Annotated in this window: 13 protein-coding genes; 4 read left to right on the forward strand and 9 right to left on the reverse strand. The window is 70.4% G+C overall.

Going from position 1 to position 17,138, the window contains the following annotated elements:
• Positions 1-278: 278 nt before the first annotated feature.
• The 3 genes from ACF08B_RS27185 to thyX form a co-directional block, all read right to left on the reverse strand.
• Positions 279-1,964 carry a ribonuclease J gene (locus tag ACF08B_RS27185; protein WP_392319814.1) on the reverse strand — a complete coding sequence of 562 codons (1,686 nt, stop codon included), beginning with the start codon at positions 1,962-1,964 and terminating at the stop codon, positions 279-281.
• Positions 1,965-2,127: 163 nt separating this feature from the next.
• Complete coding sequence (gene dapA / locus ACF08B_RS27190) at positions 2,128-3,027, reverse strand: 4-hydroxy-tetrahydrodipicolinate synthase (protein WP_073890185.1); 900 nt, start codon at positions 3,025-3,027, stop codon at positions 2,128-2,130.
• A 210-nt stretch (positions 3,028-3,237) separates the two neighbouring features.
• The gene (gene thyX / locus ACF08B_RS27195) at positions 3,238-3,984 is read right to left on the reverse strand and encodes an FAD-dependent thymidylate synthase (protein ID WP_392319815.1); all 747 of its coding nucleotides are present in this window, start codon (positions 3,982-3,984) and stop codon (positions 3,238-3,240) included.
• A 177-nt stretch (positions 3,985-4,161) separates the two neighbouring features.
• Between thyX and ACF08B_RS27200 the strand changes: the two genes are divergently transcribed.
• Positions 4,162-4,398, forward strand: a complete 237-nt coding sequence (locus ACF08B_RS27200) for a hypothetical protein (RefSeq protein ID WP_392319816.1) — start codon at positions 4,162-4,164, stop codon at positions 4,396-4,398.
• A gap of 90 nt (positions 4,399-4,488) precedes the next feature.
• Positions 4,489-5,058, forward strand: a complete 570-nt coding sequence (locus ACF08B_RS27205) for a hypothetical protein (RefSeq protein WP_392319817.1) — start codon at positions 4,489-4,491, stop codon at positions 5,056-5,058.
• Positions 5,059-5,128: 70 nt separating this feature from the next.
• Here the strand turns inward: ACF08B_RS27205 and ACF08B_RS27210 are convergent, their stop codons facing one another.
• The 5 genes from ACF08B_RS27210 to rpsO form a co-directional block, all read right to left on the reverse strand.
• Positions 5,129-5,581 (reverse strand): hypothetical protein, encoded by a 453-nt coding sequence (locus ACF08B_RS27210; protein WP_392319818.1) that lies wholly within the window; start codon positions 5,579-5,581, stop codon positions 5,129-5,131.
• 11 nt (positions 5,582-5,592) lie between these two features.
• Positions 5,593-6,345, reverse strand: coding sequence for a 4-hydroxy-tetrahydrodipicolinate reductase (dapB, locus tag ACF08B_RS27215; protein WP_093474217.1), 753 nt, complete (start codon positions 6,343-6,345; stop codon positions 5,593-5,595).
• A gap of 26 nt (positions 6,346-6,371) precedes the next feature.
• Positions 6,372-7,751, reverse strand: a complete 1,380-nt coding sequence (locus tag ACF08B_RS27220) for a M16 family metallopeptidase (RefSeq protein WP_392319819.1) — start codon at positions 7,749-7,751, stop codon at positions 6,372-6,374.
• A complete protein-coding gene (locus ACF08B_RS27225; RefSeq protein WP_392319820.1) occupies positions 7,748-9,967 on the reverse strand; it encodes a polyribonucleotide nucleotidyltransferase in 2,220 nt (739 codons plus the stop codon). The genes ACF08B_RS27220 and ACF08B_RS27225 overlap by 4 nt, the downstream gene beginning before the upstream one ends.
• 342 nt (positions 9,968-10,309) lie before the next feature.
• On the reverse strand, positions 10,310-10,597 hold the full coding sequence (rpsO, locus tag ACF08B_RS27230; protein WP_033529274.1) for a 30S ribosomal protein S15: 288 nt from the start codon (positions 10,595-10,597) through the stop codon (positions 10,310-10,312).
• Positions 10,598-10,860: 263 nt separating this feature from the next.
• Between rpsO and ACF08B_RS27235 the strand changes: the two genes are divergently transcribed.
• Positions 10,861-11,154: a DUF397 domain-containing protein gene (locus ACF08B_RS27235; protein ID WP_093474222.1), complete on the forward strand. Its 294-nt coding sequence runs from the start codon at positions 10,861-10,863 to the stop codon at positions 11,152-11,154.
• A 67-nt stretch (positions 11,155-11,221) separates the two neighbouring features.
• On the opposite strand, the gene eccD is transcribed toward ACF08B_RS27235, so the two are convergent.
• On the reverse strand, positions 11,222-12,730 hold the full coding sequence (gene eccD, locus ACF08B_RS27240) for a type VII secretion integral membrane protein EccD (RefSeq protein WP_392320033.1): 1,509 nt from the start codon (positions 12,728-12,730) through the stop codon (positions 11,222-11,224).
• Between the two features lie 336 nt (positions 12,731-13,066).
• On the opposite strand from eccD, the gene eccCa reads away from it, so the two are divergent.
• Complete coding sequence (gene eccCa, locus ACF08B_RS27245; protein WP_392319821.1) at positions 13,067-17,041, forward strand: type VII secretion protein EccCa; 3,975 nt, start codon at positions 13,067-13,069, stop codon at positions 17,039-17,041.
• The last annotated feature ends 97 nt before the right edge of the window (positions 17,042-17,138 follow it).

The following is a 17,138-nucleotide window of genomic DNA, read 5'->3' on the forward strand; positions in this document are numbered from 1 at the left end:
TCCGGGCTTCCCTTCGGTGTTTCCGACTCTATCAGATCTTTCCGATCCGATTTCCTCGGTGCTTTCCAGGTTCTCGCTTTCGCGTTTCCCTTTCCAGCGGTTCCGACTTTATCAGAAGTTCTGAGCCGGTTTTCCCACCCCCTCCGGGCACCTGTGTCCAGCGCATGAAGTGCTGGGGTTCCCGGTCGGGCAGAGCCGTAAACGTACTGGAGCGGGGCGCCCCGATGCAAATCGAGGGCCCCGCTCCAGGTTCACGCGGACGAGCGGTCGTAGGACCGTCAGACCTCGACCACCACAGGCAGGATCATCGGCCTGCGGCGGTAGGTGTCCGAGACCCACTTGCCGAGGGTGCGGCGGATCAGTTGCTGGAGCTGGTGGGGCTCCACGACACCGTCCTGCGCCGAGCGCTCCAGGACCTCGGTGATCTTCGGCAGGACGTCGGCGAAGGCCGCGTCCTCGATGCCGGAGCCCCGGGCCTGCACGTGCGGGCCTCCGGTGATCTTGCCGGTCGAGGAGTCGACGACCACGAAGACCGAGATGATGCCCTCGTCCCCGAGGATCTTGCGGTCCTTGAGGGCCGGCTCACCGACGTCGCCGACCGAGAGGCCGTCCACGTAGACGTAGCCGGCCTGGACCTTCCCGGAGATCTTGGCCTTGCCCTCGATCAGGTCCACCGCCACGCCGTCCTCGGCGATGACGATCCGGTCGTGCGGGACACCCGTGAGCGCGCCCAGCTCCGCGTTGGCGCGCAGGTGGCGCCATTCGCCGTGGACGGGCATCAGGTTCTTCGGGCGGCAGATGTTGTAGAAGTACAGCAGCTCGCCCGCGGACGCGTGCCCGGAGACGTGCACCTTGGCGTTGCCCTTGTGGACGACGTTGGCGCCCCAGCGAGTCAGACCGTTGATCACCCGGTAGACCGCGTTCTCGTTACCGGGGATCAGCGAGGACGCCAGGATGACCGTGTCGCCGTCGACGATGCGGATCTGGTGGTCCCGGTTGGCCATGCGGGACAGGGCCGCCATCGGCTCGCCCTGGGAACCCGTGCAGACCAGGACCACCTGGTGGTCGGGCAGGTCGTCGAGCGTCTTGACGTCGACCACCAGACCCGGCGGGACCTTCAGATAGCCGAGGTCCCGGGCGATGCCCATGTTGCGGACCATGGAGCGGCCGACGAAGGCGACCCGGCGGCCGTACTCGTGGGCGGCGTCCAGGATCTGCTGGATGCGGTGGACGTGGCTGGCGAAGCTCGCCACGATGATCCGCTTGCGGGCGCCGGCGAAGACCTGCCGCAGGACGTTGGAGATGTCGCGCTCGGGCGGGACGAAGCCCGGCACCTCCGCGTTCGTCGAGTCGGCGAGCAGGAGGTCGATGCCCTCCTCGCTCAGTCGCGCGAAGGCGTGGAGGTCGGTGAGCCGGTTGTCCAGCGGGAGCTGGTCCATCTTGAAGTCGCCGGTGTGGACCACCATGCCGGCCGGCGTGCGGATGGCGACCGCGAGCGCGTCCGGGATGGAGTGGTTGACGGCGACGAACTCGCAGTCGAAGGGGCCGACGCGTTCGCGGTTCCCCTCCGCCACCTCGAGCGTGTACGGGCGGATCCGGTGCTCCTGGAGCTTGGCCTCGATCAGGGCGAGGGTCAGCTTGGAGCCGATCAGCGGGATGTCCGGCTTCTCGCGGAGCAGGAAGGGAACGCCACCGATGTGGTCCTCGTGGCCGTGCGTGAGCACGATGCCCTCGATGTCGTCGAGGCGGTCCCGGATGGACGAGAAGTCCGGCAGGATCAGGTCGATTCCGGGCTGCTCCTCCTCCGGGAAGAGCACTCCGCAGTCGACGATCAGCAGGCGGCCCCCGTACTCGAAGACCGTCATGTTTCGGCCGATCTCGCCGAGACCGCCGAGCGGGGTGACCCGGAGGCCGCCTTCGGGGAGCGGCGGCGGGGAACCGAGTTCGGGATGCGGATGACTCAAAAGACTCTCCTCACCACGCGCGCCACGTACCGGTACGGCACGTGGCGCGCATGACGTTCGTGCAGAAGCAGTTGTCGTTGTGGGGTGCGGGCACCGTGTCCCGCGTATGCAGTTGTTCTTCAGTTGTGAAGCCTGTGGGGCCCGCGCGGTGCGAAGTCTGTTGTCAGAGCTGTACCCCGCCGGCGGCAAGATCGATCTTGAGCTGTGCGATCTCCTCGGGCGAGCACTCGACCATGGGCGCCCGCAGGGGTCCGGCCGGCAGGCCCTGGAGGGCGAGCGCGGCCTTCGTCGTCATGACGCCCTGCGTGCGGAACATGCCGGTGTAGACCGGGAGGAGCTTCTGGTGGATCTCGGTGGCCTTGACGACGTCGCCCGAGGTGTACGCCTCGACGAGGGCGCGCAGGTCCGGGGTGACGACGTGGCCGACGACCGAGACGAAGCCGACCGCGCCCACGGAGAGCAGCGGCAGGTTCAGCATGTCGTCGCCGGAGTACCAGGCGAGGCCGGACTGGGCGATGGCCCAGCCGGCGCGGCCGAGGTCGCCCTTGGCGTCCTTGTTGGCGACGATCCGGGGGTGCTCGGCGAGGCGGACGAGCGTCTCGGTGTTGATCGGGACGCCGCTGCGGCCCGGGATGTCGTACAGCATCACCGGCAGGCCGGTGGCGTCGGCGACGGTGGTGAAGTGCCGGTACAGGCCCTCCTGCGGGGGCTTGTTGTAGTACGGCGTGACGACCAGGAGGCCGTGGGCTCCGATGCGCTCCGCCTCGCGCGCCAGCTCGATGCTGTGGCGGGTGTCGTTGGTGCCGACACCGGCCACCACGTGGGCGCGGTCGCCGACGGCCTCCAGGACGGCTCGTACGAGGTCCGCTTTCTCCGCGTCGCTGGTGGTGGGGGACTCGCCGGTGGTGCCGTTGATGATCAGGCCGTCGTTGCCTGCGTCCACCAGGTGGGCGGCGAGCCGCTGCGCGCCGTCGAGGTCGAGTGCGCCGTCCGCCGTGAAGGGCGTGACCATGGCGGTGAGGACCCGCCCGAAGGGGGTCTGCGGAGTGGAGGTCGGAGCCATGGGTTACACGCTACTCGGTGCTCAACGCGTGGTCTGCCCTCGGGGTGCCGGGAAAGTCAGGACAAATAAGGAGCCCGGCACTGCCTGCTCGGGGGTTCAAGCAGTGCCGGGTCCGTTTGATCAGGCTAGATGAACTTCTCTAAATGCCGCAATACGGACACCTCACGAGGCTGATCCGTACATCCGTTTCGGGTGCGGAACAGGGCTTCGTTACGGGGCCACACGCCCGTTCGTATTGAAGGCGGCGTAGGTCAGCGGCATGAGCTTCGCCCACTCCGCCTCCATCTTCTCGCCGACCATCTCGATCTCCCGCTGCGGGAAGGACGGCACCTTGGCCAGCTCGTGCTGGGTGCGCAGGCCGAGGAAGTGCATCAGCGAGCGGGCGTTGCAGGTGGCGTACATCGACGAGAAGAGGCCGACGGGGAGCGCCGCGCGGGCGACCTCGCGGGCGACGCCCTCGGCGAGCATCTTCTGGTAGGCCGCGTACGCCTGCTCGTAGGCGTCGCGCAGGGTGCCGCTGACCGCCTCGTACTGGGCGGGGGTGCCCTCGACGAAGACGTACTTGCCCGGGCGGCCCTCCTGGACGAGCTTGCGGGAGGCGTCGGGGACGTAGAAGACGGGCTCCAGCTCGCGGTAGCGGCCGGACTCCTCGTTGTACGACCAGCCGACCCGGTGCCGCATGAACTCGCGGAAGACGAAGATCGGGGCGCTGATGAAGAAGGTCATCGAGTTGTGCTCGAACGGGCTGCCGTGCCGGTCGCGCATCAGGTAGTTGATCAGGCCCTTGGAGCGCTCGGGGTCCTTCTTCAGCTCGTCCAGGGACTGCTCGCCGGCGGTGGAGACGCGGGCGGCGAACAGGACGTCGGCGTCCGACGCGCTGGACTTCACCAGCTCGACGGTGACGTCACTGCGGAACGTGAGCGACTCGGTGGTCACGGGGGTTGGGGTCCTTCCCATCACTTCTGTGGTTCGCGCCCACCTTACGGGGCACCCGCCGGGGCCTGGTGCAGTACCTCGCCCCAGAAGTCACAGCGACTAATTTTTCGGACATGGGCACCTTTTGTGTCCTTCGAGCGTCTGTATCGGCGAGGACCGCACGTTCGATGCGAAAACCCGAAAGGAGAGGGAACCACCATGTTCCGTCGGCGTGAGCCCGTACCCTTCGCCTTCCTGGCCGAGGCAGACAGGTTCCGCAGCAATGTCACTCCCCCGCCCCGTGGGCGGGCCTCCTTCGGCGAGGTGGCCGGGCGCTGGCTGCTGGGCCTGACCCTGGTCGCCGGGCTGATCGGCGCGCTGGTGCTCGCCATGCCCGCGCTGTCGACGCCGGTCGGCAAGCCGGTTCAGCAGTCCCAGGCGTCACAGGGGCACTGACTCTTCCGGACGCTCAAGGCTGGTGAGCGGGAACCCGGCCGGATAGCCTCACCGGGCACAGCCCACGCGAGGAGCGAGTGAGGACCAGCCGTGCCCCTGCCCTTTCTGACGGCCGAGCGCAGCTTCGAGACGGCATCCGAGAGCGCGCTGCCCCACGACGACCCGGAGCGCTGGCGGCGCCCCTACCGGCCCGGCCCGTGGCGTGTGGGCGCGGCCGCGCTGGGGTTGCTGCTCGCCTCGTTCGTGCTGTTCGCGGCCGTGCTCATCGCCCTGACGAATGCGTTCTCCTCCGACGGCCTCTCCTCCTCGGCGGGGGTCCTCGTCACGGGCCTGGCCGTCATCGCCGGCTCCCTGCGGCTGCTGCGCATGGGGGTGTGGGTCAGCGGGCACGGGCTGCGCCAGGTCGGCTTCCTGATGACGCGGACCGTGCCGTGGGCGCGGGTCGTCTCGGTGCGTACGGTGCAGCAGCCGGTGCGCTGGCTGGGGCTGCCGCGGACGGTGCAGGGGCAGGCGCTGGCGCTCGTCCGCAAGGACCGCCGGTCCGACGACACGGCGCCCCTGACGACCACGCACACCCTGGACTTCCTGGGCCGCCCGACGGCCTTCGACCGGGCCGCGGACACGGTGGAGGCGTGGGCGGCGGAGTACCGGCGCGGCTGAATCGTTTACCCAGGTACGGGAACGCCGTCGGCTCCCCGGCGGAAGGGACTGCCGGCGCCGACGGTCGCGGCTAAACCTGCACGGTCCGGCCCGCGTGGAGGGCGATCGCCCGTTGCATCGCCTTGCGGGCGCGGGGGGTGTCGCGGGCGTCGTGGTAGGCGACGGCGAGGCGGAACCAGGAGCGCCAGTCGTCGGGGGACGCCTCGGTCTCGGCCTTGCGCCTGGCGAAGACCTCGTCGGCCGAGTCGCGGTCGATACGGCCGCTCGCGGTGCGTTTGAGTTCGTCGACGGGCAGGCCGCCCTCGGCCTCGAGTTCGGCGGCGAGCTGGTTGGCCCGGCGGACGAACTGGGTGTTCTTCCACAGGAACCACAGGCCGATGACCGGCAGGATCAGCACGGCCACCCCGAAGGTGACGGTGAGGAGCGTGCCGGACTGGATGAGCATCACGCCGCGGCTGCCGACCAGGACGAAGTAGAAGACGAGGACGGCGGCCGTGACGAGGTAAGTGATCTTCGCGCGCATGGGAGTGGGTGTCAGCTCAGGTCCAGGAAGTTCTCCAGGCCGAAGGTCAGGCCCGGAGTGGTCACCACACGGCGTGCGCCGAGCAGGATGCCCGGCATGAAGCTGCTGTGGTGCAGGGAGTCGTGGCGGACGGTGAGGGTCTCGCCCTCGCCGCCGAGCAGCACCTCCTGGTGGGCCAGCAGGCCGCGCAGGCGGACCGCGTGCACCGGGACGCCGTCGACGGAGGCGCCGCGGGCGCCGTCCAGTGCGGTGACCGTGGCGTCCGGCGCCGGGGCGGTGCCGGCCGCCCGGCGCGCCTCGGCGATGAGCTGCGCGGTGCGCGTGGCGGTGCCGGAGGGGGCGTCCACCTTGTTCGGGTGGTGCAGTTCGACGACCTCGACCGACTCGAAGTACGGCGCGGCGATCTGCGCGAACTTCATCGTCAGGACGGCGCCGATGGAGAAGTTCGGCGCGATGAGCACACCGGTCTGCGGGGACTGGGCGAGCCAGCCCTTCAGCTGCGTGAGGCGGTCCTCGGTCCAGCCCGTCGTACCGACGACCGCGTGGATGCCGTGGCGCACGCAGAAGTCGAGGTTGCCCATGACGGAGGCGGGGGTGGTGAGTTCGACGGCGACCTGGGCGCCGGCCTCCGCCAGCGTCTCCAGCTTGTCGCCGCGTCCGAGGGCGCCGACCAGTTCCAGGTCCTCGGCGGCCTCGATCGCCTTGACCGCCTCGGATCCGATCCGGCCCTTGGCACCGAGGACCGCCACGCGCAGCTTGCTCATGTTCCTGCTTCCTTACCGGTGGTGAATCAGGCGACCGCGTCGTGCAGCCGGGAGGCCTGCTTGTCCTTCAGCGGGCCGATGACGGACAGCGACGGACGCTGCCCCAGGATGTCGCGGGCGACCGACCGGACCTCGTCCGGGGTGACCGCGGCTATCCGGCTCAGCATGTCGTCGACGGACATCTGCTCGCCCCAGCACAGCTCGCTCTTGCCGATACGGTTCATCAGCGCGCCGGTGTCCTCCAGGCCCAGGACGGTGGAGCCCCGGAGCTGGCCGATGGCGCGGCCGATCTCGTCGTCGGAGAGGCCGTTCTGCGCGACGTGGTCGAGTTCGTCCCGGCAGATCTTCAGCACGTCGTGGACCTGGCTCGGCCGGCAGCCGGCGTACACGCCGAACAGGCCGCAGTCGGCGAAGCCCGAGGTGTACGAGTACACGCTGTAGGCGAGGCCGCGCTTCTCCCGGACCTCCTGGAACAGGCGGGAGGACATACCGCCGCCGAGGGCGGTGTTCAGCACGCCCATGGCCCAGCGGCGGTCGTCGGTGCGGGCGAGACCGGGCATGCCGAGGACGACGTGCGCCTGCTCGGTCTTGCGGCCGAGCAGTTCGACCTTGCCGGTGGCGCGGATGGTACGGCGGCCGTCGCGGGGGGCGATCGGCTGGGCGTCCGCGTTCTTCAGGGCACCCGACTTCTCGAACGCGGCGCGGACCTGACGTACGACCTTGCCGTGGTCGACGTTGCCGGCGCAGGCGACCACGAGGTGGGTCGGGTCGTAGTGCTTCTTGTAGAAGCGGCGGATGCGGTCCGCGGTGAGGGCGTTGACCGTGTCGACCGTGCCGAGGACCGGGCGGCCGAGGGCGTTGTCGCCGAACATGGTGTGCGCGAACAGGTCGTGCACGCAGTCGCCCGGGTCGTCCTCGGTCATCGCGATCTCTTCGAGGATCGCGCCGCGCTCGACGTTGACGTCCTCCTCGAGGATGAGCGAGTCCGTCAGCATGTCGCAGACGACGTCTATGGCGAGCGGCAGGTCAGTGTCGAGCACGCGCGCGTAGTAGCACGTGTACTCCTTCGCCGTGAACGCGTTCATCTCGCCGCCGACCGCGTCGAGGGCGGCGGAGATGTCCAGCGCGCTGCGCTTGGAGGTGCCCTTGAAGAGCAGGTGCTCCAGGTAGTGCGTGGCGCCGTTCAGGGCGGGGGTCTCGTCCCGGGAGCCGACGTGCGCCCAGATGCCGAAGGTCGCCGAGCGGACCGAGGGCAGGGTCTCGGTGACGATGCGCAGCCCGCCCGGGAGGGTGGTCTTGCGGACCGTGCCGATGCCGCCCGTGCCCTTGACGAGTGTTTGGGTACGGGCGACGGCCCGCGCCTCCGAAGAGGTGCGGGCCGTCGTCCTGGAGCTACGGGACGTCACTGGTCGGCGTCGTCCTTCGCGGTGTCGTCGCCTTCCTCGCCCTCGATCACGGGGATGAGGGAGAGCTTGCCGCGGGAGTCGATCTCGGCGATCTCGACCTGGACCTTCTGGCCCACACCGAGGACGTCCTCGACGTTCTCCACGCGCTTGCCGCCGGCGAGCTTGCGGATCTGCGAGATGTGCAGCAGACCGTCCTTGCCGGGCAGCAGGGAGACGAACGCACCGAAGGTGGTCGTCTTCACGACCGTACCCAGGTAGCGCTCGCCGACCTCGGGCATCGTCGGGTTGGCGATGCCGTTGATCGTGGCGCGGGCGGCCTCGGCGGCCGGGCCGTCGGCGGCACCGATGTAGATGGTGCCGTCGTCCTCGATCGTGATCTCGGCGCCGGTGTCCTCCTGGATCTGGTTGATCATCTTGCCCTTGGGGCCGATGACCTCACCGATCTTGTCCACCGGGATCTTGACGGTGATGATCCGCGGGGCGTTCGGGGACATCTCGTCCGGCGTGTCGATCGCTTCCATCATCACGTCGAGGATGTGGAGGCGGGCGTCACGGGCCTGCTTCAGGGCGGCGGCCAGGACGGAGGCCGGGATGCCGTCCAGCTTGGTGTCGAGCTGGAGGGCGGTCACGAACTCCTTGGTGCCGGCGACCTTGAAGTCCATGTCGCCGAAGGCGTCCTCCGCACCGAGGATGTCGGTGAGGGTGACGTAGTGCGTCTCGCCCTCGATCTCCTGGGAGATGAGGCCCATGGCGATACCGGCGACGGGGGCCTTCAGCGGCACACCGGCGTTCAGCAGCGACATGGTGGAGGCGCACACCGAGCCCATGGACGTCGAGCCGTTGGAGCTCAGCGCCTCGGAGACCTGGCGGATCGCGTACGGGAACTCCTCGCGCGTCGGCAGGACCGGCACGAGGGCGCGCTCGGCGAGGGCGCCGTGGCCGATCTCGCGGCGCTTGGGGGAGCCGACGCGGCCGGTCTCGCCGGTGGAGTACGGCGGGAAGTTGTAGTTGTGCATGTAGCGCTTGCGGGTCACCGGGGAAAGGGTGTCCAGCTGCTGCTCCATGCGGAGCATGTTGAGGGTGGTGACGCCCAGGATCTGGGTCTCGCCACGCTCGAACACCGCGGAGCCGTGCACGCGCGGGATGGCCTCGACCTCGGCGGCCAGGGTGCGGATGTCGGTGACACCGCGGCCGTCGATGCGCTTCTTCTCCTTGATCACGCGCTCACGGACCAGCTGCTTGGTGAGCGAGCGGTACGCGGCGGAGATCTCCTTCTCGCGGCCCTCGAACTCCGGCAGGAGCTTCTCGGCGGCGAGCGCCTTGACGCGGTCCAGCTCGGCCTCGCGCTCCTGCTTGCCGGCGATGGTCAGCGCGGAGGCGAGCTCCGGGCGGACGGCGGCGGAGAGCGCCTCCAGGACGTCGTCCTGGTAGTCGAGGAAGATCGGGAACTCGCCGGTCGGCTTCGCGGCCTTGGCGGCGAGGTCGGCCTGGGCGCGGCAGAGCACCTTGATGAAGGGCTTCGCGGCTTCCAGACCGGCGGCGACGACCTCCTCGGTCGGCGCCTCGGCACCGCCCTGGACCAGCTGGATGGTCTTGTCGGTGGCCTCGGCCTCGACCATCATGATCGCGACGTCGCCGTCCTCCAGGACGCGGCCGGCGACCACCATGTCGAAGACCGCGTCCTCGAGCTCGGTGTGCGTCGGGAACGCGACCCACTGGCCACGGATCAGCGCGACGCGGACGCCGCCGATCGGGCCGGAGAAGGGCAGGCCGGCCAGCTGCGTGGACGCGGACGCGGCGTTGATCGCGACGACGTCGTACAGGTGGTCGGGGTTGAGCGCCATGATCGTGGCGACGACCTGGATCTCGTTGCGCAGGCCCTTCTTGAAGGACGGGCGCAGCGGGCGGTCGATCAGGCGGCAGGTGAGGATCGCGTCCTCGCTCGGCCGGCCCTCACGGCGGAAGAAGCTGCCGGGGATCTTGCCGGCGGCGTACATCCGCTCCTCGACGTCCACCGTGAGGGGGAAGAAGTCGAGCTGGTCCTTGGGGTTCTTGGAGGCGGTGGTGGCCGACAGCACCATGGTGTCGTCGTCCAGGTACGCCACGGCGGAACCGGCGGCCTGCTTGGCCAGGCGGCCCGTCTCGAAGCGGATGGTGCGGGTGCCGAAGGCGCCATTGTCGATGACGGCCTCGGCGTAGTGGGTCTCGTTCTCCACTAGCGTTTTCTCCTCGTCTTCGTCCCTTGGCTGCCCGTGTGGCAGGGGGACGGTTGCGGAGAAGCGCGCCGGGCTGTGCGGGCCGGTCTTCGATCGAAGCACCCGGGGCTCACTTCCCCCCGGGGGCCACTACCGAGGACCGGCGGCGGCGAGGTGCGCGTCTCCTTGTTCATTGTCGTGCTGTGTCGTCCGTAAGGCGTTGTGCTACCACACTACAAAGCGTGAGTGACACTCCGCACGTTTCCGTTCGTACGACGGAGGTCCCGTTCGCGTGAACCGGCCCCGCATACGGCAAAGGGAGCGGTCCCCGAGCTTCCCGGGAACCGCTCCCTCCACGGCGTACTACTTGGCGCCCGCCGCACCACGGCGGATGCCGAGGCGGTCGACCAGCGTACGGAAGCGCTGGATGTCCTTCTTCGCCAGGTACTGCAGCAGGCGACGGCGCTGACCGACGAGGATCAGCAGGCCACGGCGGGAGTGGTGGTCGTGCTTGTGGGTCTTCAGGTGCTCCGTCAGGTCGGAGATCCGACGGGAGAGCATCGCGACCTGGACCTCGGGGGAGCCGGTGTCACCCTCCTTGGTACCGAACTCGGAGATGATCTGCTTCTTCGTAGCGGCGTCGAGCGACACGCGTACTCCTCATGGTGTGAATGGCCACCGAGTGCCCCCGGTCTACATCTCGAGGGAACTTCCGTTACTCGGAAGGCGGGGTCCGCCGGGCGCGGCCTCCAGAACCTGGACGGTTTCGGGGGTGCGTACACGAACGGCCGTCACTCAGGGTACCAGGGGACGGCGGTCCGCTTTCCCCCGTCCCGGAACCGCCCTGGTGGCGCACGGACCGCCACTAGGGTGAGCGCCGGGACCGTACGCACCCGGAAGGGGATCGCTGCAGGATGACGGAGACGGAAGCGGAGATCAAGGCGCGCAAGGAGCGGGAGCGCGACGAGCTCTACGCGCTCGACATCTCGGGCGTCGAGTGGCAGGGCGCGCCGGGCACCGAGGAGCACGAGGAGCGGGTCGAGATCGCGTACCTGCCCGGTGGTGCGGTGGCGATGCGCTCCTCCCTCGACCCCGGGACCGTGCTGCGGTACACCGAGGCGGAGTGGCGGGCGTTCGTCCTGGGCGCGCGGGACGGGGAGTTCGACCTGGAGCCGACGGAGCGCAACGGGGGCCTCGCGGCGCAGTGACGTGAACACGGGAGGGGGCGGCACGCACGCGTGCCGCCCCCTCCCGTGTTCCGCTGTTCCGCGGGCGTCAGCTGGTCATCGCCCGCGCCCGGGCGTACACGTCGAAGACGGCGAGGGCGAGGGGGATCAGCGTGAGCAGGACGAAGCTCTCGGCGATCTCCAGGAAGCGGCCCCAGAAGGGGGTGACACCGCGGCGCGGGGTGACGAGGCCGATCGCGGTGACCAGGACCGTGGCCGCGCCGACCGCCGCGGCGAGCCAGACGCTGCGGATGTCGAGGTCGGTGGCGTGGCCCTGGAGGGCGTCGATCAGGTAGCCGCGAGGCGGGTTCAGGGCGAGCCCGAGGCCGAGGAAGACGATCGCGGCGAAACCCGCGGCGAGGGTGGCGCCGACCTGGGCGGTGTAGCGGAACAGGTGCGCGCGCATCAGCATCGCGACTCCCGTGGCCAGGGCCAGGAGCTGGGCCCAGGCGTTGCTGGAGAAGCCGAGGACGATCGACGCGCCCACGGCGACGAGGGCGCAGCCGCCGACCAGGCCGACGAGGAGTTCGTGGCCGCGCCGGGCCTGCGCGGCCACCCGCTCGGCGTCCACGGGCTCCTGCGCGGCGGGCTCACCGCTGTCGTAGCCGGCGCGCGAGGGGTTCGGCGGTTCGAAGCCGATGGGCAGTCGCGCGAACCGCATGGACAGGCCGGGCAGGAAGGCCAGCGCCACGACCGACAGCGGGGCGCAGATCGCGGCCGTCTCGATGGGCCGCAGTTCGGTGAGGATCGCGATGAAGCTGGTGATCAGGCCGATGGCGGAGGCGAAGACGAACGCCACGAAGGGGCCGTCGCCGCCCGGTGAGACCAGGGTGAGTACCAGGGCGGCGACCAGGACCGCCGTGCAGGCGAGCAGGAACTGCAGCCGTCCGATGCCCTCGCCGGTGGAGAGCGGCAGCAGCCCCGAACCGGCCACGCCGACGTTGGGCAGGGCGCCGAGCCCCAGGGCGACCGCGGAGCCCCGGTCGTCGTACACACGCGCGCGTACGCAGGCCATGGTGACCAGCAGGATGCCGGTGACGCCCGCGATGATGCCCTGGAGGCTGTACATGTCGTGGTGGACCTGCGAGCTCCAGGCGACGAACGCGAGGAGCACGGGCAGGACGCCGCCCGCGACGAGACCCGCGGCGCGGGTGAGGTCGCCGCCCCACAGGGTGCGGTCGCGGGTGACGGCGGCGGCCACCGCCTCGGAGACGTCGTCGAGGACGGCGGGGGGCAGCGACTCGGCGAACGGGCGCAGGGTCAGCAGCTCGCCGTCGAGGATGCGCTGGGCCGTGAAGGACCGGGCGCCGTCGAGGACGGTGCCGTCACGCCGGACGAGGTGGTAGCCGACCGGCGCGCCCTCGGCGGGGCTCTGCTGCGAGAGGCGCAGGATCTCCGGATACAGGTCGGCGACGGGTACGTCGTCGGGCAGGGCCACGTCGATGCGGCTGTCGGGCGCCACGATGGTGACCCGGCAGAAGCCGAACCCCATGCCCGCCCCGGAAGGGGCTCCGGAGCCCGGTCCACCGGTCGCGCCGGCCGGCGCGGAGGCCGTCATGCTCACCTGCTGTTCCCCCTCGTCGGTTGTGGGGCGGCTCCCGGTGCCGCCACGCACCCTTCCGCCCGTAAAGATCCTGTGCAGGTTGTGCGGCGCCCCGCGCTCCGCCGGCCGACCGGGCGGCCGCATCCGGGGTTCGCGGGGTGGCACCTGCTTCGAACCGTTGCCAAATGCCCGGGTTTTCCCGGAACGATTCGCAACTGCTCACGCATCTCACGGCACCCTACCGCCCGGCGTTGCCGGTGGTTGTCAGTAGGATCGCGCTTCGCGGTCCACGTCCGCCTGACACGGGGCGGCGGACGAAACATCTCGGTCCGGCAAGGGAATTGGTGCGTAGTGAGCCACATCGTCGTCAAGCGCCCGCCACGGGCACTGCCGAAGGAAGTGCCCACGGACGAGGTGATCCTGCAGGCTCCGCCGGAACTTCCGCGCGGACAGCAGGAAGGCGCGCTGATGCAGCTCCTGCCCATGCTCGGCATGGGCGGGTCCGTGGTGTTCTTCTTCAACCCGCAGGCCCAGCCCTTCATGAAGATCATGGGCATGGTGATGGTGGCCTCGACGATCGCGATGGGCATCTCGATGCTCATCCGCTACCGCCGGGGAAACCAGGGGCAGATGGCCGACATGCGCCGTGACTACCTGCGTTACCTGTCGCAGACCCGGCGCGCCGCCCTGGACACCGCGATGTCCCAGCGCGACGCCCAGTACTACCTGCACCCTTCGCCGGAGCAACTGTGGGCGCTGGTCGCCGAGGGCAGCCGGGTGTGGGAACGGCGCACCGGAGACGAGGACTTCGGGCAGGTCCGGGTGGGCCTCGGCCCGCAGGCCCTGGCAACCGCCCTGATCCCGCCGCAGACCGCGCCGGTCGACGAGCTGGAGCCGCTGACCGCCGGCGCCATGCAGCGCTTCGTGGCCACCCACAGCACCCTCGACGACCTGCCGATGGCGGTCTCGCTGCGCGCCTTCTACCACGTGACGATCAGCGGTGAGCCGGCCACCGTGCGGGGCACCGCCCGTGCCGTCGCCGGTTCCCTCGCCTCCCTGCACTCCCCCGAGGACCTGGTGTTCGCCGTCGTCACCGGACGCGAGTCGGCGCCCGAGTGGGAGTGGGTCAAGTGGCTGCCGCACGTGCAGGCCCCGGGCCTCGCCGACGGCGCCGGCAGCATGCGCCTGATCACCACCGACCCCGCCGAGCTGGAGGACCGCCTCGCCTCCCGCCTGGAGGGCCGCCCGCGTTTCCACCCCGGCGGTCCCCCGGTCCCCGAGCAGCCGCATCTGGTGGTCGTACTCGACGGCATCTCCCTGCCGCCGTCGTCGCTGCTGGCCAACCCCGAGGGTCTGCAGGGCGTGACCGTCCTGGAGGTCGTGCCCGGTGACCTCAGCGCCGGCCGCGGCGACCTCTCCGTCGTCGTGACGCCCGCCGAGCTGCGCCTGGAGTCGGGGCACGGCATGGTCTACGAGGGGACGCCGGACGTCCTGTCGTACGAGGCCGCGGAGGCCCTCGCGCGTCAGCTGGCGCCGCTGCGCGTGGCGTCGGGCGGGGACGACGACGAACCGCTGCTCGCCAACCTGGAGTTCACGGACCTGCTGAATCTGGGCGACGCGGCCTCCGTCGACCCGAAGCGGACGTGGCGGCCGCGCTCGCAGTCGGAGCGGCTGCGCGTGCCGATCGGTCTCGGCGAGGACGGCCGGCCCGTGATGCTCGACCTCAAGGAGGCGGCCCAGGAGGGCATGGGCCCGCACGGCCTGTGTGTCGGCGCGACCGGTTCCGGCAAGTCGGAGCTGCTGCGCACGCTGGTCCTCGGCCTCGCCGTGACCCATTCCTCCGAGACGCTGAACTTCGTCCTCGCCGACTTCAAGGGCGGTGCCACGTTCGCCGGCATGGCCCAGATGCCGCACGTCGCGGCCGTGATCACCAACCTGGCGGACGACCTCACCCTGGTCGACCGCATGGGCGACTCGATCCGCGGTGAGCTCAACCGCCGCCAGGAGATGCTCCGCGACGCGGGCAACTACGCGAACATCCACGACTACGAGAAGGCGCGCGCGGCGGGCGCCCCGCTGCAGCCGATCCCGTCCCTGGTCCTGGTCATCGACGAGTTCAGCGAACTGCTCACCGCGAAGCCGGACTTCATCGAGATGTTCGTGCAGATCGGCCGCATCGGCCGGTCGCTGGGCGTGCACCTGCTGCTGGCCTCGCAGCGCCTGGAGGAGGGCCGGCTGCGCGGTCTGGAGACGTATCTGTCGTACCGCATCGGTCTGCGGACGTTCTCCGCGGCGGAGTCGCGTGCCGCGCTCGGCGTCCCGGACGCCTACGAGCTGCCGAACGTCCCGGGTTCCGGCTTCCTGAAGTTCGGCACGGACGAAATGGTCCGGTTCAAGGCGGCGTACGTCTCCGGTGTGTACCGCACGAGTTCGCAGGCGGCCGCGGCGTTCGGCGGTCCGCTGCCCGTCGACCGCCGGCCGGTGCTGTTCACGGCGGCCGACGTCCCGGTGCGGTACGTGCCGATCCCCCAGCAGCGCCGGGAGGAGCCGGACGAGCGGCAGGACGACGCGCTCGCCGACACCGTGCTCGACGTGATCGTGCGGCGCCTGGAGGCGCAGGGCCCGGCCGCCCACCAGGTGTGGCTGCCTCCGCTGGACAGCCCGCCGTCGCTCGACGGGCTGCTGCCGGGGCTGGCGCCGGTCGCCGGCCGCGGTATGACGCAGCCGGGCTACGAGGGCGCGGGCCGGCTGGTCGTCCCGGTCGGCCTCGTCGACAAGCCGTACGAGCAGCGGCGCGACCCGCTGTGGGTCGACTTCGGCGGCGCGGCGGGCCACATGCAGATCATCGGCGGTCCGCAGTCCGGCAAGTCGACGCTGCTGCGCTCGCTGATCGCGTCCTTCGCGCTCACCCACACCCCGCACGAGGTCCAGTTCTACGGGCTGGACTTCGGTGGCGGCGGTCTGGCCGCGGTGGCCGGCCTGCCGCACGTGGGCGGTGTCGCCTCGCGTCTGGACCCGGAGAAGGTCCGGCGTACGACGGCGGAGGTGTACGGCGTCATGACCCGCCGCGAGGAGTACTTCCGCTCCGCGGGCATCTCCTCCATCGCGGAGTTCCGCTCCCGCCGCGGGCGGGGCGACATCTCGGTGGCCGACCAGCCCTGGGGCGACGTCTTCCTGGTCATCGACGGCTGGGGCAACTTCCGCACCGACTACGAGGCGTTGGAGCCGCTGGTCCTGGACATCGCCGCGCGCGGCCTCGGCTACGGCATCCACGTGATCCTCACGGCGTCGCGTGCCATGGAGGTCCGGGCGAACCTCAAGGACCACCTGATGAACCGCCTGGAGCTGCGGCTGGGCGACCCCATGGACTCCGAGATCGACCGCAAGGTCGCGGCGAACGTGCCCACGGGTGTCCCCGGGCGCGGCCAGACCCCGCAGAAGCAGCACTTCATGGCGGCGGTCCCGCGCATCGACGGCCTCTCCTCCGACACGGACCTCGCGGAGGCGACGACCGCTCTCGCGGCGGAGGTCACCCGCCACTGGCAGGAGCCGGGCGCACCGGAGGTACGGCTGCTGCCCCGCGAGTTCCCGGCGGCCCAGCTTCCCCCGGGCGACCGCTTCCCGAACCGGGGCGTCTCCTTCGCCCTCGACGAGGACAACCTCGAGCCGGTGTTCGTGGACTTCGAGCAGGACCCGTTCTTCCTGGTGTTCGGTGAGAGCGAGTCCGGCAAGTCGAACCTGCTGCGGCTGCTCATCAAGCGGCTCACCGAGCGCTACGACGGCAACGCCTGCAAGCTGTTCGTCGTCGACAACCGCCGTTCGCTGCTGGGCGTGACCCCGCCGTCCCACCTGGCGGAGTACATCCCGATGTCGAACCAGATGCAGCACCACATGGACGCGCTGGCGGACCTGATGCAGCGCCGCACGCCGACCGCGGACGTGACGCCGGAGCAGCTGCGCGACCGCAGCTGGTGGCGGGGCCCCACGGTGTACGTCGTCATCGACGACTACGACCTCGTGTCCACGTCGAGCGGCAACCCGCTGGCGGCTCTGACGGAACTGCTGCCGTTCGCCCGCGACGTCGGTGTGCGCTTCATCATCGCCCGCTCCACGGCGGGCGCCGGCCGCGCCGGCTACGAGGCCTTCATGCAGCGCATCAAGGAACTCGGCGCGCAGGGCGTGGTCCTCGCGGGCGACCCGGCCGAGGGCGACCTGCTGGGCGGCGTCCGCCCCCGCCCGATGCCGGCGGGCCGGGGCGTGTTCGTGTCCCGGAAGCGGGGGAAGCCGATGGTGCAGGTGGGGGCGGTGCCGGACGGCACGCACTGACCGAGGACGGCCCGGGCGCCGCCCCGGTGCCCGTCACCCCCGGCCCGTCGAGTGCGGGCTGGGGGGCTGAAGTGGAGTTTTTGCACGTGCTGGGGAC

This window comes from Streptomyces sp. NPDC015139 (assembly GCF_043079785.1).
GTDB lineage: Bacteria > Actinomycetota > Actinomycetes > Streptomycetales > Streptomycetaceae > Streptomyces > Streptomyces albidocamelliae.

Bases quoted from the DNA above. Each gene is read 5' to 3' on its own strand.
- dapA (WP_073890185.1), bottom strand. From the start codon at position 3,027: ATGGCTCCGACCTCCACTCCGCAGACCCCCTTCGGGCGGGTCCTCACC.
- thyX (WP_392319815.1), bottom strand. From the start codon at position 3,984: ATGGGAAGGACCCCAACCCCCGTGACCACCGAGTCGCTCACGTTCCGC.
- ACF08B_RS27200 (WP_392319816.1), top strand. From the start codon at position 4,162: ATGTTCCGTCGGCGTGAGCCCGTACCCTTCGCCTTCCTGGCCGAGGCA.
- ACF08B_RS27210 (WP_392319818.1), bottom strand. From the start codon at position 5,581: ATGCGCGCGAAGATCACTTACCTCGTCACGGCCGCCGTCCTCGTCTTC.
- dapB (WP_093474217.1), bottom strand. From the start codon at position 6,345: ATGAGCAAGCTGCGCGTGGCGGTCCTCGGTGCCAAGGGCCGGATCGGA.
- ACF08B_RS27235 (WP_093474222.1), top strand. From the start codon at position 10,861: ATGACGGAGACGGAAGCGGAGATCAAGGCGCGCAAGGAGCGGGAGCGC.
- eccD (WP_392320033.1), bottom strand. From the start codon at position 12,730: ATGACGGCCTCCGCGCCGGCCGGCGCGACCGGTGGACCGGGCTCCGGA.